Source organism: Rubrivivax rivuli (assembly GCF_004016505.1).
Taxonomy (GTDB): Bacteria; Pseudomonadota; Gammaproteobacteria; order Burkholderiales; family Burkholderiaceae_C; genus Rubrivivax; species Rubrivivax rivuli.
Genome location: NZ_SACR01000001.1, coordinates 510,626 through 533,501, shown reverse-complemented (window position 1 = coordinate 533,501; position 22,876 = coordinate 510,626). Strand labels below are relative to the sequence as shown.

At 68.5% G+C, this 22,876-nt stretch carries 22 protein-coding genes; 8 read left to right on the top strand and 14 right to left on the bottom strand.

Annotated features, from left to right (window positions below):
* Positions 1–81: 81 nt before the first annotated feature.
* The 3 genes from EOE66_RS02295 to EOE66_RS02285 form a co-directional block, all read right to left on the bottom strand.
* The gene (locus EOE66_RS02295) at positions 82–912 is read right to left on the bottom strand and encodes an HDOD domain-containing protein (RefSeq protein ID WP_128227060.1); all 831 of its coding nucleotides are present in this window, start codon (positions 910–912) and stop codon (positions 82–84) included.
* A 336-nt stretch (positions 913–1,248) separates the two neighbouring features.
* On the bottom strand, positions 1,249–2,868 hold the full coding sequence (locus tag EOE66_RS02290) for a GMC family oxidoreductase (RefSeq protein ID WP_128227059.1): 1,620 nt from the start codon (positions 2,866–2,868) through the stop codon (positions 1,249–1,251).
* A gap of 38 nt (positions 2,869–2,906) precedes the next feature.
* Complete coding sequence (locus EOE66_RS02285) at positions 2,907–3,548, bottom strand: MarC family protein (RefSeq protein WP_128227058.1); 642 nt, start codon at positions 3,546–3,548, stop codon at positions 2,907–2,909.
* A 249-nt stretch (positions 3,549–3,797) separates the two neighbouring features.
* Between EOE66_RS02285 and rbp the strand changes: the two genes are divergently transcribed.
* Positions 3,798–4,286: an RNA-binding regulator gene (gene rbp, locus EOE66_RS02280; RefSeq protein WP_128227057.1), complete on the top strand. Its 489-nt coding sequence runs from the start codon at positions 3,798–3,800 to the stop codon at positions 4,284–4,286.
* 129 nt (positions 4,287–4,415) lie between these two features.
* Here the strand turns inward: rbp and EOE66_RS02275 are convergent, their stop codons facing one another.
* Genes EOE66_RS02275 through EOE66_RS02250 form a run of 6 tightly spaced genes read right to left on the bottom strand, consistent with a single transcriptional unit; the run spans position 4,416 to position 8,759 of the window.
* Positions 4,416–4,724 (bottom strand): P-II family nitrogen regulator, encoded by a 309-nt coding sequence (locus EOE66_RS02275; protein WP_128227056.1) that lies wholly within the window; start codon positions 4,722–4,724, stop codon positions 4,416–4,418.
* Complete coding sequence (locus EOE66_RS02270; protein WP_128227055.1) at positions 4,721–5,653, bottom strand: sodium-dependent bicarbonate transport family permease; 933 nt, start codon at positions 5,651–5,653, stop codon at positions 4,721–4,723. Before EOE66_RS02270 ends, EOE66_RS02275 begins: the two co-directional genes overlap by 4 nt.
* Before the next feature lie 36 nt (positions 5,654–5,689).
* Complete coding sequence (locus EOE66_RS02265) at positions 5,690–6,475, bottom strand: SDR family oxidoreductase (protein ID WP_128227054.1); 786 nt, start codon at positions 6,473–6,475, stop codon at positions 5,690–5,692.
* An 18-nt stretch (positions 6,476–6,493) separates the two neighbouring features.
* Complete coding sequence (gene lptC / locus EOE66_RS02260; protein WP_245478868.1) at positions 6,494–7,189, bottom strand: LPS export ABC transporter periplasmic protein LptC; 696 nt, start codon at positions 7,187–7,189, stop codon at positions 6,494–6,496.
* Positions 7,186–7,773 carry a KdsC family phosphatase gene (locus EOE66_RS02255; protein ID WP_128227053.1) on the bottom strand — a complete coding sequence of 196 codons (588 nt, stop codon included), beginning with the start codon at positions 7,771–7,773 and terminating at the stop codon, positions 7,186–7,188. The genes lptC and EOE66_RS02255 overlap by 4 nt, the downstream gene beginning before the upstream one ends.
* Positions 7,770–8,759, bottom strand: coding sequence for a KpsF/GutQ family sugar-phosphate isomerase (locus EOE66_RS02250; RefSeq protein ID WP_245478867.1), 990 nt, complete (start codon positions 8,757–8,759; stop codon positions 7,770–7,772). The genes EOE66_RS02255 and EOE66_RS02250 overlap by 4 nt, the downstream gene beginning before the upstream one ends.
* Positions 8,760–8,787: 28 nt before the next feature.
* Here EOE66_RS02250 and EOE66_RS02245 point away from each other — a divergent pair, with 28 nt between their 5' ends.
* Genes EOE66_RS02245 through EOE66_RS02235 form a run of 3 tightly spaced genes read left to right on the top strand, consistent with a single transcriptional unit; the run spans position 8,788 to position 11,953 of the window.
* The gene (locus tag EOE66_RS02245; protein WP_128227052.1) at positions 8,788–10,788 is read left to right on the top strand and encodes a cation:proton antiporter; all 2,001 of its coding nucleotides are present in this window, start codon (positions 8,788–8,790) and stop codon (positions 10,786–10,788) included.
* An 8-nt stretch (positions 10,789–10,796) separates the two neighbouring features.
* On the top strand, positions 10,797–11,384 hold the full coding sequence (locus EOE66_RS02240; protein ID WP_128227051.1) for a histidine phosphatase family protein: 588 nt from the start codon (positions 10,797–10,799) through the stop codon (positions 11,382–11,384).
* Between the two features lie 17 nt (positions 11,385–11,401).
* On the top strand, positions 11,402–11,953 hold the full coding sequence (locus EOE66_RS02235; RefSeq protein ID WP_128227050.1) for an adenine phosphoribosyltransferase: 552 nt from the start codon (positions 11,402–11,404) through the stop codon (positions 11,951–11,953).
* A 24-nt stretch (positions 11,954–11,977) separates the two neighbouring features.
* On the opposite strand, the gene mnmE is transcribed toward EOE66_RS02235, so the two are convergent.
* The 5 genes from mnmE to rpmH form a co-directional block, all read right to left on the bottom strand.
* On the bottom strand, positions 11,978–13,387 hold the full coding sequence (mnmE, locus tag EOE66_RS02230) for a tRNA uridine-5-carboxymethylaminomethyl(34) synthesis GTPase MnmE (protein ID WP_375137448.1): 1,410 nt from the start codon (positions 13,385–13,387) through the stop codon (positions 11,978–11,980).
* 201 nt (positions 13,388–13,588) lie between these two features.
* Positions 13,589–15,274 (bottom strand): membrane protein insertase YidC, encoded by a 1,686-nt coding sequence (yidC, locus tag EOE66_RS02225; RefSeq protein ID WP_128227049.1) that lies wholly within the window; start codon positions 15,272–15,274, stop codon positions 13,589–13,591.
* Positions 15,271–15,594 (bottom strand): membrane protein insertion efficiency factor YidD, encoded by a 324-nt coding sequence (gene yidD / locus EOE66_RS02220; RefSeq protein ID WP_245478902.1) that lies wholly within the window; start codon positions 15,592–15,594, stop codon positions 15,271–15,273. Before yidD ends, yidC begins: the two co-directional genes overlap by 4 nt.
* Positions 15,595–15,680: 86 nt before the next feature.
* Positions 15,681–16,145 carry a ribonuclease P protein component gene (locus EOE66_RS02215; protein WP_128227047.1) on the bottom strand — a complete coding sequence of 155 codons (465 nt, stop codon included), beginning with the start codon at positions 16,143–16,145 and terminating at the stop codon, positions 15,681–15,683.
* A gap of 59 nt (positions 16,146–16,204) precedes the next feature.
* Positions 16,205–16,339, bottom strand: a complete 135-nt coding sequence (gene rpmH / locus EOE66_RS02210; protein WP_006299042.1) for a 50S ribosomal protein L34 — start codon at positions 16,337–16,339, stop codon at positions 16,205–16,207.
* A 114-nt stretch (positions 16,340–16,453) separates the two neighbouring features.
* Between rpmH and EOE66_RS22260 the strand changes: the two genes are divergently transcribed.
* The 4 genes from EOE66_RS22260 (at position 16,454) to gyrB (ending at position 22,217) form a co-directional block, all read left to right on the top strand.
* Positions 16,454–16,579, top strand: a complete 126-nt coding sequence (locus tag EOE66_RS22260; RefSeq protein WP_259376377.1) for a hypothetical protein — start codon at positions 16,454–16,456, stop codon at positions 16,577–16,579.
* A 99-nt stretch (positions 16,580–16,678) separates the two neighbouring features.
* Positions 16,679–18,124 (top strand): chromosomal replication initiator protein DnaA, encoded by a 1,446-nt coding sequence (gene dnaA / locus EOE66_RS02205; RefSeq protein WP_128227046.1) that lies wholly within the window; start codon positions 16,679–16,681, stop codon positions 18,122–18,124.
* Between the two features lie 315 nt (positions 18,125–18,439).
* Complete coding sequence (dnaN, locus tag EOE66_RS02200) at positions 18,440–19,549, top strand: DNA polymerase III subunit beta (RefSeq protein ID WP_128227045.1); 1,110 nt, start codon at positions 18,440–18,442, stop codon at positions 19,547–19,549.
* Between the two features lie 100 nt (positions 19,550–19,649).
* The gene (gyrB, locus tag EOE66_RS02195) at positions 19,650–22,217 is read left to right on the top strand and encodes a DNA topoisomerase (ATP-hydrolyzing) subunit B (RefSeq protein WP_128227044.1); all 2,568 of its coding nucleotides are present in this window, start codon (positions 19,650–19,652) and stop codon (positions 22,215–22,217) included.
* Positions 22,218–22,876: the final 659 nt, after the last annotated feature.

The following is a 22,876-nucleotide window of genomic DNA, read 5'->3' as shown; positions in this document are numbered from 1 at the left end:
GCGGCACCGCTGCCCAGACGGGCTTTCCTCAAGCTGACAGCCGGATACCGGGCATCCCTCGGAAGGGGGATGCCCCGCGGTTCAGTGCAAGGCAGCGCGGCCGGCCCTTTGCGCGTCGGCCAGTTGCTCGTGGGCTTGCCGGGCGGCGCGCAGCACGAGCATCTCGTCCAGGTCGGCGGCCGGTGCGACGGCGCGCACGGCCTCGTCCAGCCGTCCGGGGTCTTGCATCAGCACGTGGGCCAGCACCGACAGCGCACTGATCGAGCGCCGCCCTTCGGCCGCCGGCAGCGCCAGTGCCGCCTGCGCCACCACATGATGGCGAACGCTGGCCACCGCCGCAGCGCCCAGGCCCCAGCTCTCGCACAGGGCGGCACCCAGGGCGTCGTGGCTGACACCGAAGCCGGCATGCTCCAGCCCGACCAGGTCGACGTCGTTGTCGGTGGCGCGCAACATGGCGCGGTAGTGGTCGCTGGCGTGGCGGAAGAGAACGGCCTTGCCGCACTCCTCGAAAAGCCCGGCCGAATGCGCCCCCCAGGCATCCAGCGAGAGCCTGGCCGCGAGCTTGCCCATGAGGGTGCCGCGCTGCCCGGCGCGCTTCCACAGGGGTTCGAGTTCTGGGGCCGGCGGAAAGGCCGCACGCAGCCCCATCTCGAAGGTGATGGCCGCCACCTCGCGCATGCCCAGGTAGGTGATGGCCTGGTGCACGCTCTGCACGCGGCCCTTCAAGCCATAGAGCGACGAGTTCACGGCCTTCATCACGGCGGCTGCCAGCGCCATGTCGTTCTCGATCAGGCTGGCCGCAGCCTGCATGTTGATGTCTTCGTCGGCCATCAGCAGCGAAAGCTGCACCAAAGACTGAGGCTGCGACGGGATGTCGATGTCCAGCTTGCGCAGTTCAGGGTTCACGGACATGGCAGACCTTCAGGCGTTCGGGGCAGGGGCTTCTCGCGCCCATGCTAGGCCGCTGATCCACGGCCTATCGCCCGAAAGACACCCGAAACACCGGCCTCCAAAACGGCACGGCCACGAAAAAGGCCCTGACCAGCGGCGAGAACATGAAAAAGGCGCCGACCAGCGGCGCCTTGGAAAAGCCAACCCATCTGCGGGGTCGGTCTGTGTTCTGCTCTTCGAATTCTGTCCGATGTCTCCTCAGGCCCCCGTGAGGCGGGCCGGAAGACCAAGGTCAGGCCGACAACGCCACGAGTGACACAAATGTAACAACCGGGCCCCGGCGCCCACCATCCGGACTTACCCGCCGGCCCGCAACCACTGCGCGGCGCGCTCGGCAATCATCAGCGTGGGGGAGTTGGTGTTGCCGCTGGTGATGGTGGGCATCACGCTGGCATCGGCGATGCGCAGGCCGGCAAGGCCGCGCACCTGCAGGCGTGGGTTCACCACCGCACCGGCGTCACCCTCGGCGCCCATGCGGCAGGTGCCGACGGGGTGGAAGATGGTGGTGCCGATGTCGCCGGCCAGGCGAGCCAGTTCTTCATCGCTCTGGAACTGCACCCCGGGCTTCACCTCCTGCGGCCGGTACCTCGCGAGCGCCGGCATGGCGGCGATGCGCCGTGTCAGGCGCAGCGAATCAGCGGCCACCTGGCGGTCTTCGGGCGTGGAGAGGTAATTCGCCAGGATCACCGGCGCGTCCTCGGGGCGCGGGCTGCGCAGGCGCACGTGCCCCCGCGAGGTCGGGTTGAGGTTGCAAACGCTGGCCGTGAACGCGTTGAACCGGTGCAGCGGCTGGCCGAAGGCGTCCAGCGACAGCGGCTGCACGTGGTACTGCACGTTGGGGTGCGGCTGATCCGGCGACGATCGGGTGAAGGCCCCCAGCTGCGAGGGCGCCATGCTCATCGGCCCGCTGCGCTTGAGCAGGTATTCCAGCGCGATGGCCGCCTGGCCCAGCAGCGAATTCGCCTGCGTGTTCAGCGTCTTCACGCCTTCCACCGAGAACACGGCGCGGATCTGCAAGTGGTCTTGCAGGTTCTCGCCCACGCCGGGCAGCTCGTGCCGCGGCGTGATGCCCAGGGCGTGCAGCCGCTCGCCCGCGCCAATGCCCGAGAGCTGCAGCAGCTGCGGCGTGCCGATGGCCCCGGCGCACAGCACCACCTCGCGCGCGGCGCGCACGGCCACGGGGGCGTCGGTGCCGCGCTGCACCTCCACGCCCGTGACGCGCGAGCCTTCCATCAGCAGGCGCCGCGCCTGGGCATGTGTCCACACCGTCAGGTTGGCGCGGCCGCGCACCGGCCGCAGGAAGGCCTTGCTCGTGTTCCAGCGGATGCCGCTGCGCTGGTTGACCTCGAAGTAGCCCACGCCTTCGTTGTCACCGCGGTTGAAGTCGTCGCTGGCGGGAATGCCGGCCTCGCGCGCCGCGGCGGCGAAGGCGTCGAGGATCTCCCAGCGCAGGCGCTGCTTCTCCACCCGCCACTCGCCGCCAGCGCCGTGCGCGCCGGCCACGGCGCCGCGCCAGTGGTCTTCATGGCGCAGGAAATGCGGCAGGCAGTGCTCCCAGGCCCAGCCGGCGTCGCCGGTGATCTGCGCCCACTGCGCGTAGTCGCGCGCCTGGCCGCGCATGTAGATCATGCCGTTGATGCTGCTGCAGCCGCCCAGCACCTTGCCGCGCGGGTAGCGCAGCTGGCGGCCGTTGAGGCCGGGGTCGGCTTCGGTGAAAAAGAGCCAGTCGGTGCGCGGGTTGCCGATGCAGTACAGGTAGCCCACCGGGATGTGGATCCAGTGGTAGTTGTCGGGGCCGCCGGCTTCCAGCAGCAGCACGCGGCACTTCGGGTCGGCCGAGAGGCGGTTGGCCAGCAGGCAGCCGGCGGTGCCGGCGCCGACGATGACGTGGTCGAAAACGGGGCTGCTGTCGTTCATCGGGCGGGGGGTGCGCAAAACGGCGGGGCCTGGGTGGCTCAGCGCGCCACGTGGCTGGCCAGCACCGGGAAGAGCTTCACCAGGCCGTCGGCCAGCAACTCCACGGCCATGGCGGCGAGGATCAGGCCCATCAGCCGCGTCATGATGTTGATGCCCGTGCGACCCAGCACCTTGGCGATGCGACCGGAGGCCGAGAACACGAGGAAGACCACCAACGCGATCACCACGCCGTAGGCCACCAGCACACCCAGTTCCCACAAGTGCCGCGTCTTGTCGGCGTAAATCACCATCGTGGAGATGGTGGCCGGCCCGGTGAGCAGCGGGATGGTGAGCGGCACCACCGCGATGCTGGCACCGGCGTCGACCTTCTGGTCGCCTTCGTTGAGGTCGCTGGGCTTGGTGTCGGCCTGCTCGGCATTCAGCATCGCCAGGCTGCTGATCAGCAGCAGCGTGCCGCCGCCGACCTGGAAACTGGCCAGCGAGATGCCGAAAAACTCGATGACCTTCAGGCCTGCCACCGCGCTGATGGCGATCACGCAGAACGTGGCGAAGGCGCTGATGCGGATGGTGCGCTGCCGCTGATCGCGGTTGAAGGCCTGTGTGAAGTGAATGAAGAAGGGCACCACCCCGATCGGGTTGACGATCGCCAGCAGGGCGATCAGGGGCTTGAGCAGGTCCATGGGCGCCGATGGTAGGCGCTGGCTCCGGGGTGCCACGGGCCGGGGTGCGCCGAAACTGGCCGTACCCGCGGGCCGCCCGGGTTTTTCCGCGGCGCGCGAAAACAACACTCGTGACTCGGGTTCTTTACATGCCGCTTGCGGCGGTGCGCTAATAGGGAGTCTGTGTTTGGCAGCCGCACCTTTCGCATGATTGGTTCACGCAGGGTTGAGCTCCGCATGGTTATTGACAGGTTCTTTTGAGGGCTCCCCGTGGGAAACAAACTTTACGTAGGTAACTTGGCTTACTCGGTTCGCGACGACTCGCTGCTGCAGGCCTTTTCGCAGTTCGGCACCGTCACGTCCGCCAAGGTGATGATGGACCGTGAAACCGGTCGTTCGAAGGGTTTTGGCTTTGTCGAGATGGGTTCCGACCCCGAAGCACAAGCCGCCATCAACGGCATGAACGGCCAGCCCATCGACGGCCGCGCCGTCGTGGTGAACGAAGCCCGTCCCCGTGAAGAGCGCCCGGGCGGCTTCGGCGGTGGCGGTGGCCGCAGCGGTGGCGGCGGGTACGGTGGTGGTGGCGGCGGTGGCTACGGCGGCGGTGGTGCCGGCGGTGGCGGCGGTCGCAGCCCCTACGGTGGCGGCGGTGGTGGCGGCGGTGGCCGCAGCCCCTACGGTGGTGGCGGCGGCGGTGGCCGCAGCGGCGGCGGTGGTGGTGGTTACGGCGGTGGCGGCGGCAGCCGCGGCGGCTACTGAGCACCCCAGCGCTGCGCTGGCCCCAAGGGCCAGCACGCCAGCAAATCAAAAGGCACCCTCGGGTGCCTTTTTGCATGGTGGGGCGACAAGCAGCGCTGCCGCCGGCCGCGCTTCGCTTGCCAGCGGCCCTCAGTAGCGTTCGGGACGCAGCACTTGCACCGGGCTGAAATACAGCGCCACACCGTAGTTCGGCGCATACACGCTCAGCACGTGGGCCGCGATGGCGTCGGCCACGGCCGGTTCGCAGATGAGTTTCATCTCGATCGTGCGGTCGGCCTCCCATGCTCCTTCACGCACGCCCCCATGGCCGCCGCCGTGCACTTCGGCCACGGTCCAGCCTTGCGCGCCGCGCTCGCGGGCGTCTCGCACCAGGGCTTTTTCCAGCACCGCCTCGGCCACGATGACGAGGAGGGTTTTCGGGTGTTTCTGCAGGCTCATGCCGTCCATCTTTTCGCCAGTTCGATATAGATCGGTATGCCGATCACGATGTTGAACGGGAAACTGATACCCAGCGCTGCCGTGATGGAAAGTGCCGCATTCGCCTCGGGCACGGCAATGCGCATGGCCGTCGGCGCAGCGATGTAGCTCGCGCTGGCGGCCAGGGTGGCCAGCAGGGCCACGCCGCCGGTGCTGAGCCCCAGGGCCAGGCCAGTGGCCGCCCCGGCCAGCGCCAGCAGGGGCGGCGCGCCCAGGCCGATCACCAGCACCGCCGGGCCGAAACGGCGCACCTCGCCCAGCCGGCCCCCGGCCACCAGGCCCAGTTCCAGAAGAAAGAGCGCGAGCACGCCCTTGAAGGGGTCGATGAACACGGCCTGGATGGGCTTCGTGCCCTCCACGCCAGCCACCGCGCCGATGACCAGCCCCCCCAGCAACAGGAGCACGCTCTTGCCGAAGGCCACGTCGTGCGCCAACCCGCGCCAGTTCGTGGCGCCGCCCCGGCCCATGCGCGCCAGCAGGATGCCGGCCACGATGCCCGGCGCTTCCATCACCGCCACCCACAGCGCGGCATGGCTCTCGTAGGCGATGCCCTGCCGCGTCAGCGCCGCCGTGGCCACAGCGAAGGTCACCACGCTCACGGAACCATAGTGCGCCGCCAGCGAGGCCGCATCGGCCTGCACCAGTTTCAGCGCCCGGCCCAGCGGGTAGAGCAGGAAAGGAATCGCAAACCCCAGCGCCATGCACACCAGCACCTGCGGCACCAGGGCCACCAGCGGCTGCTTGCTGAGCTCGATGCCGCCCTTCAGGCCAATGGCCAGCAGCAGGTAGATGGACAAGGTTTCGTAGAGCGCCTCGGGCAGGCGCAGGTCGCTGCCCACCAGGCGCGCGAACACCCCCAGCAGGAAAAAGAAGACGACGACATCGATCATGGCGGGCGCGATGCTGCCATGCCGCGCAAGCCGCCCTCAGGCGCGGCGGGGCTTGCGCCCGCGGCCGGCCATCAGGCGGTCGTACAGCGGGTTGGGCAGCAGGCGCAAGAGCTTCGCCACCACGCCCATCTGCCAAGGGATGACGCGGTAGCTGTCGCCCGCCTCGATGGCACGGAAAGCGCGTTCCGCAAAGGCGTCGGGCGCCATCAGGAAGGGCATGCTGTAGGGGTTCTTCGCCGTCAGCGGTGTGGCCACGTAGCCCGGCAGCAGCGTGACGACGCGCACGCCGCTGCCGCGGCATTCCACGCGCAGACTCTCGCAATACGCCACCACGCCGGCTTTGCTGGCGCTGTAGGCACCATGCCCCGGCAGGCCGCGGATGGCGGCCACGCTGGCCACGCCCACCAGGGTGCCGTGCCCGCGCTGGCGCATGGCGGCCACGAAGGGGTGGAAGGTGGCGGCCAGGCCGATGTTGTTGAGCGCCAGCACGTCGCGCAGCACATCGAGATCGGCGCGCTCGGCGGTGTCCATGCCCACGCTGATGCCGGCGCAGGCCAGCACCACCTCGGGCAGGCCCTGCGCGGCGATGCAGGCCTGCCCGGCTGCCACGACGCTGTCAGGCACCGCGACATCGGCGCCATAGACCGCCACGCGCTCGGGCCCCAGCCCCTGCGCCACGGCCCAGGCCTGCATCTCGGCCGTGCGCCGCGCCACCAGCGCCAGCCGCCAGCCGGCGGCCGCGTACCGCGCCGCCAGCGCCTGGCCGATGCCGCTGGAGGCCCCGGTGATGAACGCCAGCGGTGCGGCGCCGCGGTCTGCCATCTCAGCCCGCCCTGCCGCTCAGGGCCGCGGCGCCGGGGCCGCGCGGGCCGGCACCGGCGCACGCGGCGTCAGCTCGGCCCGCATCGGGCCCAGCAGTTCCAGGCGGCGCTGGCCGTGGTCGTAATCGAGGCCGGCGGCGCGCAAGGCGTTGCCGCCCAGGCGCACCTCCACCGGCAGGTGGCTGCGCACCTGCTCGGTGACGAGGAAGGCGTGCAGGAATTCGCTGCGCATCACCAGCGGCTGCCCGTTGGCGTCGGTGGCCGTGACCTCGGCGCCGCCACGCAGCTGCACTTCGCTGCCATCCCCGTTGCCCAGTGCCAGCTTCGCCCGCGCCAGGGTGACACGGCCGTCAGGGGAGATGGCCCGGATCTGCGCGTCTTCGATCTCGATGCGGTCGGTGGCCGGGAAGTGTTTCAGCGTGGCGCCTTCGATGCGCAGCTTGAGCCGACCCTGCGCATCGAAGCGCTCCAACGCGAACTGCGCCATCGTGTAGTCGGGCTCGTTGCTCACGGGTCGCTCTTCCGCCGGCGCCAGGGGCCGCGGCGAGTTCTTCACCAACCACCAGCTCGCCAGCACCAGCAGCGCCATCACCAGCAGCGGCAGGTAAGACGACAGCTGCTCGCGCCAACGCAGGTGCCAGGGCAGGCGGGGGCGTGGCTGGCGGCCCGCCGCGGGCGCCAAGGCGCCCGAAGGTGCCGAATCGGCAAAGCTCACGCGCTGTCCAGCGTCTGCAGGTGCCCCTGCAACAGCGCGGCGTACCGGCCGCAGGCCATCAACAGCAGGTCGCAGAACTCGCGCGCCGCGCCCTCACCGCCGCGCGCACGGGTGACGTGGTGGGCCACGGCCCGCACCTCGGCATGCGCGTTCGCCGGTGCGCAGGCGAAGGCAGCGCGTGTGAGCAGCGGCAGATCGGGCCAGTCGTCGCCGATGGCGGCCACCTCGGGCCAGCCCAGGCCCAAGCCGGCGAGCACGCGCTCGGCGGCGGCCGCCTTGTCGTGCACGCCGTAGAGCGCATGCGTGAGGCCCAGGTCTGCCACGCGGCGGCGCACGGCGGGTGAGTCGCGCCCGGTGATCACCAGTGGCTCGATGCCGCCCTGCTTCAGCAACTTCAGGCCGTGGCCGTCCAGCGCGTGGAAGGCCTTCACGGTCTCGCCCTGCTCGCTGATGTAGAGGCGCCCGTCGGTGAGCACGCCGTCCACGTCGAAGATGGCCGCCTTCAGGCCCAGGCCCGCGCCCTGCGCCCGCAGCAGCGTCTCGGGCGGGAAGCGCAAGGCGGCTTGCAGCAGCGGCGCGCTCATATGACCTTGGCGCGCATCAGGTCGTTGCTGTTGAGCGCACCCACCAGCAGGCCTTCGCCATCCACCACCAGCACGCTGGTGATGCGGTGCTGCTCCATCACGCCGGCGGCGTCCACCGCCAGCGCGTCGGCGCGCACCAGGCGCGGGCTGCGGTGCATCACCTGCTCGGCCGTCAGCGAGCGCAGGTCGGTGCCGCGTTCGATGAGGCGGCGCAGGTCACCGTCGGTGAAGATGCCCAGCGGGCGCTGGGCCTCGTCCACCACGGCGGCAAAGCCCAGGCCCTTGGCGCTCATCTCGCGCAGAAGCTCGCCGAACAGCGCGCCGGGCGCCACACGCGGCAGCGCGTCGCCACTGCGCATCAGGTCGTGCACGTGCATCAGCAACTTGCGCCCCAGCGCACCGCCGGGGTGCGAGCGCGCGAAGTCGGCCTCCTTGAAGCCGCGCGCATCCAGCAGCGCCACGGCCAGCGCGTCGCCCAGCGCCATCTGCGCCGTGGTGCTGGCGGTGGGCGCCAGGTTCAGCGGGCAGGCTTCTTCGTCCACGCCGCTGTTCAGCACCGTGTCGGCGTGGCGCGCGAGCGTGGAGCCGGGGCGCCCGGTCATCGCGATGAAGTGCACGCCCAGGCGGCGGATGGCAGGCAGGATGGCCGCGAGCTCGTCGCTCTCGCCGCTGTTGCTGATGGCCAGCAGCACGTCGCCGGCCACCACCATGCCCAGGTCGCCGTGGCTGGCCTCGCCGGGGTGCACGAACATCGCCGGCGTGCCGGTGGAAGCCAGCGTGGCCGCGATCTTGCGGCCGACGTGGCCGCTCTTGCCCATGCCCATCACCACCACGCGGCCGCGGCAGGCCAGCACGGCTTGCACGGCTTTTGCAAAGCCTTCGTCCAGGCGCGCGGCCAGCCCGGTGAGGGCCCGCGCCTCGATCTCGAAGGTGCGCCGGGCCATGGCCAGCGCGCGAGCCGCATCGAAAGTGCCGTCGAATAGCATCGAAGCATTCTAGGAGCCCACCCCCACCTTGGCGTCGACCCTCGAACTCGTTCTGCTCTACCTGGTGGCGGCCGTGCTGGGCGTCGTGGTGTGCCGTTCGCTGAGGCTGCCGCCGATGCTGGGCTACTTGGTCGTGGGCGTGCTGATCGGGCCCAACGCGCTGGCCTTCGCGCAGGACAGCGCCGGCGTGAAGTACCTCGCCGAGTTCGGTGTCGTCTTCCTGATGTTCGTCATCGGGCTGGAATTCAACCTGCCCAAGCTGCGCAGCATGCGCACGCTGGTCTTCGGGCTGGGCCTGAGCCAGGTCAGCCTGACGATGGCCGGCACGCTGGCCGGCCACGGCCTGCTGGTGTGGGCCTACGCCACCTTCCTGGGCAAGACCTGGCAGATGGGCTGGCAGGGCGCCGTGGTGCTGGGCGGCGCCATCGCGATGAGCAGCACCGCCATCGTCGTGAAGCTGATGGCCGAGCGCCTGGAAATGGAAAGCGAACACGGCAAGCGCGTGATGGGCGTGCTGCTGTTCCAGGACTTGGCCGTGGTGCCGCTGCTGGTGCTGATCCCTGCCTTGGGCAGCTCGGGCGAAGACCTGATGATCGCCATGGGCCTGGCGGCGCTGAAGGCCGGTGCGCTGCTCACGCTGCTGCTGGTGGGCGGCCAGCGCGTGATGCGCTGGTGGCTCACGCTGGTGGCGCGGCGCAAGAGCGAAGAGCTCTTCATGCTGAACCTGCTGCTCGTCACGCTGGGCCTGGCCTATCTCACCGAGCACGCGGGCCTGAGCCTGGCGCTGGGCGCTTTCGTGGCCGGCATGCTGGTGGCCGAGACCGAATACAAGCACCAGGTGGAGACCGACATCCGGCCCTTCCACGACGTGCTGCTGGGCCTGTTCTTCATCACCATCGGCATGAAGCTCGACTGGCGGCCGGTGCTCGACCAGTGGGCCCTGGTGCTGCTGCTGACCACGCTGCCCATCATCGCCAAGTTCGTGCTGGTGGCCGCGCTCGCACGGGGTTTCGGCGCACAGCCGGGCGTGGCGCTGCGCACGGGCCTGTACCTGGCGCAGGCCGGCGAGTTCGGCTTCGTGCTGCTCACCCTGGGTGCCGACCGCGGCCTGGTGGCGCCCGAGTGGATGAGCCCGGTGCTCGCCAGCATGGTGCTGAGCATGCTGGCCACGCCCTTCCTCATCCTGTACAGCAACCGCATCGTCAACCGCCTCAGCGCGAGCGACTGGCTGATGCAGAGCGTGGCGCTGACGACCATCGCCAAGAAGGCCATCGCCACCGAGAAACACGTGATCATCTGCGGCTACGGCCGCAGCGGGCAGAACCTGGCGCGGCTGCTGCAGCCCGAGGGCATCCCTTACATGGCGCTGGACCTCGACCCCGACCGCGTGCGCCAGGCCGCCGCCGCTGGCCAGAGCGTGGTCTTCGGCGATGCCGCACGCCTGCCCAGCCTGATGGCGGCCGGCCTGAACCGCGCCGCCGCGGTGGTGGTGAGCTACCACGACACGCCCAGCGCGCTGAAGATCCTGGATCTGGTGCGCGCCCACGCGCCCAAGGTGCCGGTGATCGTGCGCACCATCGACGACAGCGACATCGAGAAGCTGCGCGCCGCCGGCGCCACCGAGGTGGTGCCCGAGGCCATCGAAGGCAGCCTCATGCTGGCCGGCCACGCGCTGGCGCTGGTGGGTGTGCCGATGAAGCGCGTGATCCGCATCACCCGCGACGCGCGCGACGCGCGCTACAGCCTGCTGCGCGGCTACTTCCACGGCGCCGACGACGACACCGTGCAAGAGCTCGACCAGGCGCGGCTGAAGAGCGTGACCATCCCCGACGCCGCGCGCTGCGTGGGCCAGACGCTCGATGCCCAGGCGCTGCACGCGGTGGGCGTGAGCGTGGTCTCGGTACGCCGCGCCCACGGCGGCGTGCTGGCGCCCGCGCCTGAGATGGTGCTTCAGGCGGCCGACACGTTGGTGCTCTCGGGCCTGCCCGAACCCCTGGCGCTGGCAGAGGAAAAGCTGCTGCGCGGATGATGCGGCGCATGAGCGCCACCTCCCGCCGTCAAGTGCTGCAAGGCAGCCTCGCCTTGCCACTGTGGGCCCTCGCCGGCGAGGGCGAGGCTGCCGACGACACGCTGGCGCTGCTCCGCCAAGGGGGCGTGGTGCTTGCGCTTCGCCACGCACTGGCCCCAGGCACTTTCGACCCGCCCGAGTTCAAGCTCGGCGACTGCCGCACCCAGCGCAACCTCAACGACGAGGGCCGCGCACAGGCGCGGCGCATCGGGCAGTGGTTCCGGCGCCAGGGCCTGCAGCCCGCCGCCGTGCGCAGCAGCCCGTGGTGCCGCTGCATGGACACGGCCACCGAGGCCTTCGGCAGCAGCGGTGCCGTCCAGGCCTGGGCAGCGCTGGGCTCGCCCCACGGCCGCAGCGAGCAGACCAACGAAGCCAGCCGCGCGCAGCTGAGGGCGGCCCTGCGTGCCGTGCCGGCCGGGCGCTTCGAGCTGTGGGTGACGCACGCCTTCGTGCAGCAGGCGCTGGCCGGGCAGAGCACCGGTTCGGGCGACGGCCTGCTGCTGCGGGCCGCGCCTGGTGGCGATGTGCAGGTGCTGGGGCGCTTCAGCGTGGGCTGAGCGCCGACAATGCCCGCATGAACGACGCCCTCTCGCCCGCCGACTACATCCGCAGCCACATCCGCACCGTGCCGCACTGGCCTGCGCCTGGCGTGATGTTCCGCGACATCACGCCGCTGCTGGCCAACCCGCGGGTGTTCCGGGTGCTGATCGACCAGTTCGTGCACCGCTACTTCGACGTGAAGCCGGCGGCCATCGCGGGGCTGGACGCGCGCGGCTTCATCATCGGCAGCGTGGTGGCCTACGAGCTCAACGTCGGCTTCGTGCCCATCCGCAAGAAGGGCAAGCTGCCCTTCACCACGGTGGAAGAGACCTACGAGCTCGAGTACGGCAGCGCCACGGTGGAGATGCACACCGACGCCGTGAAACCCGGCGACCGCGTGGTGCTGATCGACGACCTCATCGCCACCGGCGGCACGATGATGGCCGGCAAGAAGCTGCTGGAGCGCCTGGGCGCCGAGGTCATCGAAGGCGCGGCCATCGTCGACCTGCCGGAGCTGGGCGGCTCGAACAAGCTGCGCGACGCGGGGCTGCCGCTGTTCACGCTGGTGAACTTCGCCGGCCACTGAGGCCGCGGTGCCTGGCAGGCGCTGTCACTTGCCGATGCAGAAGCGGCTGAAGATGACGCCCAGCAGGTCTTCGGTGCTGAACTGGCCCGTGATCTCGCCCAGGGCCCGGTGCGCCAGGCGCAGCTCTTCGGCCAGCAGGTCCAGCGCGGCATCACGCAATGCAGCTTGCGCTTGCGCCTGCAGCAGGTGCGCGCGCGCGCGCTGCAATGCCTGCACGTGGCGTGTGCGCGCGATGAACAGGCCCTCGGGTGCGGCTTGCCAGCCGGCTTGTGCCAGCAGCGCGCGGCGCAGGGCGTCCAAGCCTTCACCCGTGCGCGCTGAAAGACGCAAGGCGCCTTCCGGCAACACGCGACCGCCGCCACCTTTGACATCGGCCTTGTTGTAGACCTGCAGCCGCGGCACGCCTTCGGGCAGCTGCGCGCGGATCAGCGTGTCAGCCGCTTCGTAGTCGGCCTCGCCCACACGCCCCAGGTCGTGCAGGAAGATCACCACGTCGGCACCACCGATGGCCTGCCAGCTGCGCTGGATGCCGATGCGCTCCACCTCGTCGGCCGCCTCGGCTTCGCTGCGCAGGCCGGCGGTGTCGGTGATGTGCAGCGGCACGCCTTCGATCTGCAACGTCTCGCTGACGCGGTCGCGCGTGGTGCCGGGGATGGGCGTCACGATGGCCAGCTCGGCGCCCGCCAGCGCGTTCAGCAGGCTGCTCTTGCCCACGTTGGGCTGGCCGGCCAGCACCACGCGCAGGCCCTCGCGCAGCAGCGCGCCCTGGCGCGTGCGGGCCAGCGCTTCGTCCACCGTGGCCAGCAGCGCATCGAGCTGACCGCGCGCGCCGGCTTTTTCCAGGAAATCGATCTCTTCTTCGGGGAAGTCGAGCGTGGCTTCCACCAGCATGCGCAGGTGCACGGTGCGTTCGGCCAGCCTTTCGATCTGGCGGCTGAAGTCGCCGCTGAGCGAACGCGCGGCCGAGCGTGCAGCGGCTTCGGTGCTGGCGTCGATCAGGTCGGCCACGGCCTCGGCCTGCGCGAGGTCGAGCTTGTCGTTCAGGAAAGCCCGTTCAGTGAACTCGCCCGCCTCGGCCAGGCGCAGGGCGGGCTGCGCCTGCAGGCAGCGCGCCAGCAGCAGTTGCAGCAGCACCGGGCCGCCGTGCGCCTGCAGTTCCAGCACGTCTTCGCCGGTGTAGGAGTGTGGTGCAGGGAAGTGCAGTGCCAGGCCACGGTCGAGCGGCTGTCCGTCTTCGCCCAGGAAGGGCAGCAGCGTGGCCACGCGCGGCGCCAGCGGGCGGCCGCACACGGCCTGGATCAGCGGCGACAGGTCGCGCCCGGAAGCTCGCACGATGCCCACCGCGCCGCGGCCCGGGGCCGAGGCGATGGCGACGATGGGGTCTTGGTGGCGGCCCGGCAGCAAGGCCGGGGCGCGGGGTTCGGCGGCACGCATGGTGGGCCGATTCTGGCTTGCCGCCGGGGCCCGTTCAGGCACCCGGCGGCGGGGGGCAAGTGGCGCGGGTGGAGCAGCGTTGCCGCCGTGTCTCCTGAGCCGCCTCGGTCAGAGGTGGGTCGCCCGCATGTCCGCATGGTGCGCCTGCGGGCGCGTGGCGCTCAAGCCCCCGCGTGGGGATGAAACGCGCCGCGCCGTGCGCTATTTACCGAGCACGCCCAATTGCTTGTTGATGAACCACTGCTGCGCGATCGACAGGATGTTGTTCGTCAACCAGTACAGCACCAGGCCGGCCGGGAAGAAGAAGAACATGAAGCCGAAGGCCAGCGGCATGATCCACATCAGCTTGGCCTGCATGGGGTCCGGCGGGGCCGGGTTCAGCCACACCTGGAACAGCGAGCTCGCGGTCATCAGCACGGGCAGGATGAACCAGGGGTCGATGGCCGAGAGGTCCTGGATCCAGCCGATCCACGGCGCGCCGCGCATTTCCACGCTGCTCAACAGCACCCAGTACAGCGCGATGAAGAAGGGCATCTGCACGAGGATGGGCAGGCAACCGCCGAGCGGGTTGACCTTCTCCTCGCGGTAGATCTTCATCATCGCCTGCTGCATCTCCTGCGGCTTGTCCTTGTAGCGCTCGCGCAGCTCGGTCACGCGCGGGGCCACGGCCTTCATCTTGGCCATGCTGCGGTAGGCGCTGGCGTTCAGCCAGTAGAAGGCGATCTTCAGCAGCACCACCAGGCCCACGATCGCCCAGCCCCAGTTGCCCAGCACGCCGTGCAGCTTGTCCAGCAGCCAGAACAGCGGCTTGCTCAGCACGGTGAGCCAGCCGTAGTCCTTCACCAGTTCCAGGCCGGGGGCCAGGGCGGCGAGCTTCTTCTCTTCCTGCGGGCCGGCGAACAGCACGGCCTCGTGCGTGGCGCTGGCGCCCGGCGCCACGGTACCCAGCGGCTGCACCATCGCGATGGTGTAGTGGTTGTCGGAGACCTTGGCGGTGCGGAACTCGCGCGCGCCCGGCGTCTTCACCAGCCAGGCACTGGCGAAGTAGTGCTGCACCATGGCCACCCAGCCGTTGTCGGCCGCCTTCTCGTGGCTGGCGCTGCCCTTGGCGATGTCCTTGAAGTCGATCTTCGTGAACTTCGCGGCGTCGGTGTACATCGCCGGGCCGGTGAAGGTGAAGTAGAAGCTGCTCTCGCCTTCGGGCGGGTTGCCGTCGCGCGCCAGCTGCAGGTACACCTGCGGGGCGATGGGTGCCGTGCCCTGGTTGCTGAACTCGTGTTTCACGCCCACGGTGTACTCACCACGCGTGAAGGTGTAGGTCTTGGCCAGCTTGTGGCCATCGATCAGCGGTGATTCGAAGCGCAGCGCGAGCGTCTTCGCGCCGGCGGCCAGCGTGCGTTCGCCAGGCACCACCGTCATCTGCGTGAAGTGGTTGGGCAAGGCTACGCCCGGCGTGGCGGCCACGAGGCCCGTCTGCGCCACGTACAGGCGCTTGGGGCTCTGGTCGAGCAGCACCACGTTGCGCTTCGGGTCGACACCGTCCTTGTAGCCCAGCAGTTCCAGGTAGACGAGATTGCCGCCCTGGCTCTCGAAGACGGCCTTCACCACGTCGGTGGTGATCGTCACGCGCTCGCCAGTGGGCGTGGGCGCTGCCGTCGGCAGGCCCGGGGCCGTGGGAGCGGCTCCCGCCGCCGCAGGCACGGCGGCCGGGGCAGGCACGCCGCTGCCGGCCGGCATGCCCGGGCTGCTGCCGGCAGCCGCCACCGGGCGTGGCGCCGGACCGCCGAACAGCGAGCCATGGCCGGTGTGCTTTTGCCAGGCGTCGTAGATCAGCACCAGCGACATGCCAAAAACCACCCAGAGCAGGGTGCGACGGATATCGTTCATGGGGTTTTCCGGGTCGGGGAAGGCGTGGATGGCCGGTCTTCAGCAAGCGGCGCATCGGAATTCAGGCCCAGCCGTGTGAACAGGCCGGCGGTCGGGCGGGGCAGATTCTCAGGCACGGGGTCGTGGCCCCCGTTGCACCAGGGGTGGCAACGCAGCAGGCGCCAGCCCCCCAGCGCGCTGCCCCCCAGCGCGCCATGGCGTTGCAGGGCTTCCAGCGTGTAGGCCGAGCAGGTGGGCTCGAAGCGGCACGCATTGCCCAGCCAGGGCTTGAGCAGCAGGCGGTAACCGCGCACCAGCAGCATCAGCACACGTTGCGGCAAGCGCACCGCCCAACGCAACACACGCACCCACAGCGGTGCCACGGCTTCAGGGGTGGAACGGTGGGGCGTCATCGCGGCACGAGGCGTCAACGGGCCCGCGGGGTGGCAGGCGCGAACAGGCCTTCCAACTCCTGCCGTGCTGCCTGACGCAAGGCGTCAGAGGCGGCCGAAGGGAAAGCCGACACCGCAAACGGCTGGCGCAGGCGCACGAGCCACAAACCGCCGGGCAGGCCGGCGGCATGGCGTTCGAACGCCCCCCGCACTTGCCGCTTGAGCAGGTTGCGCGTGACCGAGCGGCGCGCATGGCGCTTGGGCACCACGTAACCGAGCCAGTGGCCTGTGGGCAAGTCATCCACAGGCGGTGGGCAAACCGGTGCAGGGGCTGTGGACAACTCGGTGGACACCGCGGGGGTTGCTGCAAGGCGGGCCGGCTTGGCAGCCGGTGTCGGCGCGCTGGGCACGTGGTGCACCGCGAAATGCGCGCTGCGCGCCCAGGGGCGCGCTCCGAGCAGGCGCTCGAAATCCGCCTTATTCACAAGGCGGGCTGGCATCGCGGCCCGGGGGCCTTGCGGCGAGATGATGCGGACAGGTCGCGGACCGGCCGCGAACCTCAGACAGCCAGGCGCTTGCGGCCCTTGGCGCGGCGTGCGTTGATCACGGCACGGCCGCCGCGCGTCTTCATGCGCACGAGGAAACCGTGGGTGCGGGCGCGGCGGATCTTGGAGGGTTGGTAGGTGCGCTTCATGGCGGACTCCGTCGGGGGGCTTGTTGTGGACTTGCAGTCTCAGGGGGTGCGGGCCCGCTCGAGGGCGGGCCGGTTCGGGGCCGTGCCGCGTCAGTGTTCCGAAGGACTCACCGCGTGCCCGATTCCGAAGGCCGCCATGCAGGCGCTGCTGTTTTTTCCGCCGAAGATGGATTCGGGAAACCCACGATTACAGCAAAAAACTCCAATCCGGTCAAACACTTGCACCACAGCCTGCAGTGAAGCGCGGGGCTTGACGCGCTTTCCGAATGTGTGGATAACTGCGTTCCGCCGGCTTAGAGGGGCCTCAGTGCTGGCGGCTCACGACAAAAGATATCCACAATGAGCTCAGACCTGTGGCTGCGCGGTTGCGAACGTCTCGCCGCCGAATTGCCAGAACAACAATTCAACACCTGGATCCGTCCGCTGGCGCCCGAGTTGCGGGCCGCGGGCCCCGGCGACACCGTGGAGGTGGTGGCCGTGCAGGTGCCCAACCGCTTCAAGCTCGACTGGATCCGCTCGCAGTACGCCGGGCGCATCGAACATGCGCTCAGCGAAGTGGCCGGCCACCCCGTGCGCCTGGAACTGACGTTGGCCCCGCGCGCCGAACCCCTGCCCGGCGCGGCCGAGCGCAGCCCGGCCAACAGCGGCCCCGCCAACGCCGCCAGCCTGCTGGGCGCGGCGCTGGAGCGCCCGAATGGTGCCCCGCCGCTGACAGCAGGCCCTGCAGCCAACCCCCGCGGCACGAACCCCGCCCCGGCCGCCACCACACACCGCCTGAACACGGCGCTGACCTTCGACACCCTGGTGGCCGGCCGCGCCAACCAGATGGCCCGCACCGCCGCACTGCACGTGGCCGGTGCCCCGGGCCAGATGTACAACCCGCTCTTCATCTATGGCGGCGTGGGCCTGGGCAAGACCCACCTCGTGCACGCCGTGGGCAACGCGCTGCTGAAAGACAACCCACAGGCCCGCGTGCTCTACCTGCACGCCGAGCAGTTCATCAGCGACGTCGTCAAGAACTACCAGCGCAAGACCTTCGACGAGCTCAAGGCCAAGTACCACAGCCTCGACCTGCTGCTGATCGACGACGTGCAGTTCTTCGCCGGAAAGGACAGAACCCAGGAAGAGTTCTTCAACGCCTTCGAGGCCCTGCTCACCAAGCGCGCGCACATCATCATGACGAGCGACACCTACCCCAAGGGGCTGGTGGACATCGACGAGCGCCTGACCAGCCGCTTCGACGCCGGCCTCACGGTGGCCATCGAGCCGCCCGAACTGGAGATGCGCGTGGCCATCCTGATGCGCAAGGCCGCGGCCGAGCACACCGAGATGCCGGAGGACGTGGCCTTCTTCATCGCCAAGAACGTGCGCGCCAACGTGCGTGAGCTCGAAGGCGCGCTGCGCAAGGTGCTGGCCTACAGCCGCTTCAGCCACAAGGACATCAACATCGCGCTGGCGCGCGAGGCGCTGAAAGACCTGCTGAGCATCCAGAACCGGCAGATCGGCGTGGAGAACATCCAGAAGACGGTGGCCGACTTCTACAAGATCAAGGTCGCCGACATGTACAGCAAGAAACGCCCGGCCAGCATCGCCCGGCCGCGCCAGATCGCCATGTACCTGGCCAAGGACATGACCAAGAAGAGCCTGCCCGAGATCGGCGAACTCTTTGGCGGCCGTGACCACACCACCGTGCTGCACGCGGTGCGCAAGATCGGCGCCGAGCGCAGCACCAACCCCGAACTCAACCAGCAACTGCACGTGCTGGAGCAGACGCTGAAGGGCTGAAGCCCCCACCCCGTCACCACCCCAGCCAAAGGCCGTGCCAGAGGCCGAAAAAGGCCCGCCGGCGCGTCACAATCCACCCTGGATCACGTTTGAACAAAGCTGTGGAGAAAAGCCGCACAAGCCTGCCCTTGTCCACAGGCCCGGCCCCCGCCGCAAAGTTGTTCCATCCGGCACGACAGCGGCACCGGGGCCTGGCCCACAGGCTTCAGAGGCTGGCAAGCCTTTGATCTGCAAGGGAAAAACAGGCTTGTCCCCAGAAGCGGCTGGGCTCTACCAGCTACTACCAAGTTAAAAAAGAGAGAAAGAGGCACAGGCATGATCGTTCTCAAAGCGCCGCAGGCCAAGCTCCTCGAGGCCCTGCAGTCGGTGGCCGGCATCGTGGAGCGGCGGCACACGCTGCCCATCCTGGCCAACGTGCTGCTGCGCAAGAACGGCGATGGCATCGAGTTCACCACCAGCGACCTGGAGATCCAGGTGCGTACCAATGCCGAACTGGGCGGTGACGGCGGCCAACTCAGCACCACGGTGGGTGCGCGCAAGCTCATCGACATCCTGCGCAGCCTGCCGGCCGACCAGACCGTGACGCTGAGTGCCGCGCAGAACAAGCTCACGCTGCAAGGCGGCAAGAGCCGCTTCACGCTGCAGACGCTGCCGGCCGATGACTTCCCGCTCGTGAACGAAAGCGTCGACTTCGGCCCCACCTTCAGCGTGCCGCAGAAGACGCTGCGTGAACTGATCAACCAGGTGCACTTCGCGATGGCGGTGCACGACATCCGCTACTACCTCAACGGCATCCTCTTCATCGCCGAAGGCAAGACGCTGACGCTGGTGGCCACCGACGGCCACCGCCTGGCCCTGGCGCAAAGCCAGCTGGAGCAAGACGTGCCGAGCAAGCAGGAAGTGATCTTGCCGCGCAAGACCGTGCTGGAGCTGCAACGCCTGCTGAAGGACGAAGACACCGCCATCGAAATGCGCTTTGCCAACAACCAGGCCAAGTTCGTGTTCGGCGCGATGGAGTTCGTCACCAAGCTGGTGGAAGGCAAGTTCCCCGACTACAACCGCGTCATCCCCAAGAACCACAAGAACGCCGTGGTGCTGGGCCGTGCGCCGCTGCTGGCCAGCCTGCAGCGCGCCGCCATCCTGACGAGCGAGAAGTTCAAGGGTGTTCGCGTCAACATCGAACCCGGCCTGCTCAGGATAGCCAGCAGCAATGCCGAGCAGGAAGAAGCCAAGGAAGAACTCGAGATCGACTACGGCGGCGACGCCATCGAGATCGGCTTCAACGTCACCTACCTCATCGACGTGCTGGCCAACAGCCCGCACGAGATGGTGAAGCTCGAACTGCAGGACAGCGCCGCCAGCGCGCTGTTCAGCATCCCTGAGCAACCCGGCTTCAAGTACGTGGTGATGCCGATGAGGATCTGAGGCGCGCCCTGCGCCACAGCCGATTGCAGCGGGCCACGGCCCGCTTCAGCGTTTTTGAAGGGGCCAGAAAGTGCAGCCCCGCGACAGCAGAAAGCTCCCGATGACCGACCCGCAGAAGCCCAGCAAGCCCTCCGACGATGGCGTGACGCAGCGTGCCGTGCCCACGGCCGAAGGCCAGGCCGCCAGCACCGGCAGCGAGGCCAGCGCCGCCTATGGCGAAGGCAGCATCCAGATCCTGGAAGGCCTGGAAGCCGTGCGCAAGCGCCCGGGCATGTACATCGGCGACACGTCTGACGGCACCGGCCTGCACCACCTGGTGTTCGAGGTGGTGGACAACTCCATCGACGAAGCGCTGGCCGGCCACTGCGACGACATCGTCGTCACCATCCACACCGACAACAGCATCAGCGTCACCGACAACGGCCGCGGCATTCCCACCGGCGTGAAGATGGACGACAAGCACGAGCCCAAGCGCTCGGCCTCTGAAATCGCCCTGACCGAGCTGCACGCGGGCGGCAAGTTCAACCAGAACAGCTACAAGGTCAGCGGCGGCCTGCACGGCGTGGGCGTGAGCTGCGTCAACGCGCTGAGCGTGTGGCTGCGCCTGACGGTGCGGCGCGAAGGCAAGGTGCACTTCATCGAGTTCAAGCGCGGCGTGACGCAAGACCGCGTGATCGAGATGCGCGACGGTGTTGAAACCAGCCCGATGAAGATCATCGGCGACACCGAGAAGCGCGGCACCGAGGTGCACTTCCTGCCCGACGACACCATCTTCAGCAACATCGACTTCCACTACGACGTGCTGGCCAAGCGCCTGCGCGAGCTGAGCTTCCTGAACAACGGCGTGAAGATCCGCCTGGTGGACGAGCGCAACGCGAAGGAAGACAACTTCGCTTTCGCCGGTGGCGTGAAGGGCTTCGTCGGCTTCATCAACACCGGCAAGAAGACCCTGCACCCGAACATCTTCCACGCCATGGGCGACAAGATGAGCGACCAGGGCACCAACATCGGCGTTGAAGTGGCGATGCAGTGGAACGACGCCTACGCCGAGAACGTGCTCTGCTTCACCAACAACATCCCGCAGCGCGACGGCGGCACCCACCTCACCGGCCTGCGCGCGGCGATGACGCGCGTGATCAACAAGTACATCGACGACAACGAGATCGCCAAGAAGGCGAAGGTGGAGATCGCCGGTGACGACATGCGCGAAGGCCTGGCCTGCGTGGTGAGCGTGAAGGTGCCCGAGCCCAAGTTCAGCAGCCAGACGAAAGACAAGCTCGTCAGCAGCGAAGTGCGCGGCCCGGTGGAAGACATCGTGAGCAAGCTGCTGACCGACTGGCTGCTCGAGAACCCCATCGACGCCAAGATCATCTGCAGCAAGATCGTGGACGCCGCGCGCGCCCGCGAAGCCGCCCGCAAGGCCCGCGAGATGACGCGCCGCAAAGGCGTGCTGGATGGTCTGGGCCTGCCCGGCAAGCTGGCCGACTGCCAGGAAAAAGACCCGGCGCAGTGCGAGATCTACATCGTGGAGGGCGACAGCGCAGGTGGCAGCGCCAAGCAGGGCCGCGACCGCAAGTTCCAGGCGATCCTGCCGCTGCGCGGCAAGATCCTGAACGTGGAGCGCGCGCGGTATGAACGCCTGCTCAGCAGCGACAGCATCGTCACGCTGATCACGGCCCTGGGCACGGGCATCGGGGCTGAAGACTTCAACGCCGACAAGCTGCGCTACCACCGCATCATCATCATGACCGATGCCGACGTGGACGGCGCGCACATCCGCACCCTGCTGCTGACCTTCTTCTACCGGCAGATGCCGGTGCTGGTGGAGCGCGGTCACATCTACATCGCGCAGCCGCCGCTCTACAAGGTGAAGCTCGGCAAGCACGAGGAATACCTCAAGGACGGCTTGGCGCTCGACGCCTTCTTGCTGAAGGTGGCACTGGACGGCGCCAGCGTGTGGCCCGACGGCCTGGCTGAAGGCGGCCGCCCCGCCATCGAAGGCAGCGCGCTGGAAGTGCTGGCGCGCCGCTACCTGGTGGCCAACGCGGTGAGCGACCGCCTGAGCAACTGGATGGACGTGGACGCCGTGCGCGCCATCAGCAGCGGCCTGACGCTGAACCTGGACACGCTGGAAGCCGCCGAAGCCAGCGCCACCGCGCTGCAGGCCAAGCTGAAAGACGCCATGGTCAGCGCCGAGTTCGACGCGCGCAGCGACAAGCACCTGCTGCGCATCAGCCGCCGCCACCACGGCAATGTGAAGAGCAGCGTCATCACGGCCGACTTCGTGCACGGCGCCGATTACGCGGCGCTGGCCGACGCCGGCCTGGCTTTCCTCGACCTGCTGGGGCCTGAAGCCGTGGTGCGCCGCGGCGAGGGTGAGAAGTTGAAGGAACAAAAGGTGGGCGACTTCCGCGCCGCGATGGCCTGGCTGATGGGCCAGGCCGAAAGCGCCGTGGGCCGCCAGCGCTACAAAGGCCTGGGCGAGATGAACCCCGAGCAGCTGTGGGAAACCACCATGGACCCCACCGTGCGGCGTTTGCTGAAGGTGCAGATCGATGATGCGATCGAGGCTGACCGCGTGTTCACGATGCTGATGGGGGATGAGGTGGAGCCGCGCAGGGACTTCATTGAGGCGAATGCGCTCAGGGCGGCGAATATCGACGCTTGAGTTTGTCTGTAGGTTCTCAAAAGTCGCGCCAACTTTCTCAGTATTCCGGAGATCGCTGCAGAGGCGGTGACCATCAGCTACCCGCCCGTCTTGAACGAACTGGCTGCACTAGTTCGTCAGCTTGTTTCAGAGTCAACAAATCCCAAGCGGAACCGCTTGCTGGAATTGCTCGCGAGCTCCCCTGCTACCGTTGATCCGGTCGCAATACTGGCGAACTTTTGCGGATCTCCTACTCCCGGCCGGCCAGCTTCCATAGACGGTAAATGCGATTTCGGGTCGGCTTCGGTAGAGCTTGTTCGTCTGAAGAGACAGACCAAGAGGTCGCTCTATGGACGCTTGTTGATTCCAGGAAACCCGTGGTTCGCTCCCAGTAGAGTTCTCTTTGATCTGCTGTATGGAGGGCGAACTTCCGATATCGTGGTGCTCGCCTACCGGGCAGAGCGCATATCGCTGCCTACCCCCAGGAAGATGCCAACTGGGTTCGTGTTTGCGTCGATCGATGAACCGAATTTGCAGGCGCTCGATGTGATCGCGCCGGGAGCGGATACTCAACTTCTTGAATGCTCTCCTCGATCTCAATGTCTTTCAGCTCACGCACCGTTGGTCGACGGCCTAGCGTGTTGGCGCGCCTGGGGGACGGCATGAGGTCAGCCCATGAT

Coding starts and splice junctions, on each gene's coding strand:
- EOE66_RS02290 (WP_128227059.1), bottom strand. CDS start 2,868: ATGAACGACAGCAGCCCCGTTTTCGACCACGTCATCGTCGGCGCCGGC.
- EOE66_RS02265 (WP_128227054.1), bottom strand. CDS start 6,475: ATGGCAGACCGCGGCGCCGCACCGCTGGCGTTCATCACCGGGGCCTCC.
- EOE66_RS02235 (WP_128227050.1), top strand. CDS start 11,402: ATGAACGACGCCCTCTCGCCCGCCGACTACATCCGCAGCCACATCCGC.
- EOE66_RS02275 (WP_128227056.1), bottom strand. CDS start 4,724: ATGAGCCTGCAGAAACACCCGAAAACCCTCCTCGTCATCGTGGCCGAG.
- EOE66_RS02285 (WP_128227058.1), bottom strand. CDS start 3,548: ATGGACCTGCTCAAGCCCCTGATCGCCCTGCTGGCGATCGTCAACCCG.
- rpmH (WP_006299042.1), bottom strand. CDS start 16,339: ATGAAGCGCACCTACCAACCCTCCAAGATCCGCCGCGCCCGCACCCAC.
- EOE66_RS02215 (WP_128227047.1), bottom strand. CDS start 16,145: ATGCCAGCCCGCCTTGTGAATAAGGCGGATTTCGAGCGCCTGCTCGGA.
- dnaA (WP_128227046.1), top strand. CDS start 16,679: ATGAGCTCAGACCTGTGGCTGCGCGGTTGCGAACGTCTCGCCGCCGAA.
- dnaN (WP_128227045.1), top strand. CDS start 18,440: ATGATCGTTCTCAAAGCGCCGCAGGCCAAGCTCCTCGAGGCCCTGCAG.
- EOE66_RS02255 (WP_128227053.1), bottom strand. CDS start 7,773: ATGAGCGCGCCGCTGCTGCAAGCCGCCTTGCGCTTCCCGCCCGAGACG.
- EOE66_RS02250 (WP_245478867.1), bottom strand. CDS start 8,759: ATGCTATTCGACGGCACTTTCGATGCGGCTCGCGCGCTGGCCATGGCC.
- yidC (WP_128227049.1), bottom strand. CDS start 15,274: ATGAACGATATCCGTCGCACCCTGCTCTGGGTGGTTTTTGGCATGTCG.
- EOE66_RS02295 (WP_128227060.1), bottom strand. CDS start 912: ATGTCCGTGAACCCTGAACTGCGCAAGCTGGACATCGACATCCCGTCG.
- gyrB (WP_128227044.1), top strand. CDS start 19,650: ATGACCGACCCGCAGAAGCCCAGCAAGCCCTCCGACGATGGCGTGACG.
- EOE66_RS02240 (WP_128227051.1), top strand. CDS start 10,797: ATGAGCGCCACCTCCCGCCGTCAAGTGCTGCAAGGCAGCCTCGCCTTG.
- mnmE (WP_375137448.1), bottom strand. CDS start 13,387: ATGCGTGCCGCCGAACCCCGCGCCCCGGCCTTGCTGCCGGGCCGCCAC.
- EOE66_RS02270 (WP_128227055.1), bottom strand. CDS start 5,653: ATGATCGATGTCGTCGTCTTCTTTTTCCTGCTGGGGGTGTTCGCGCGC.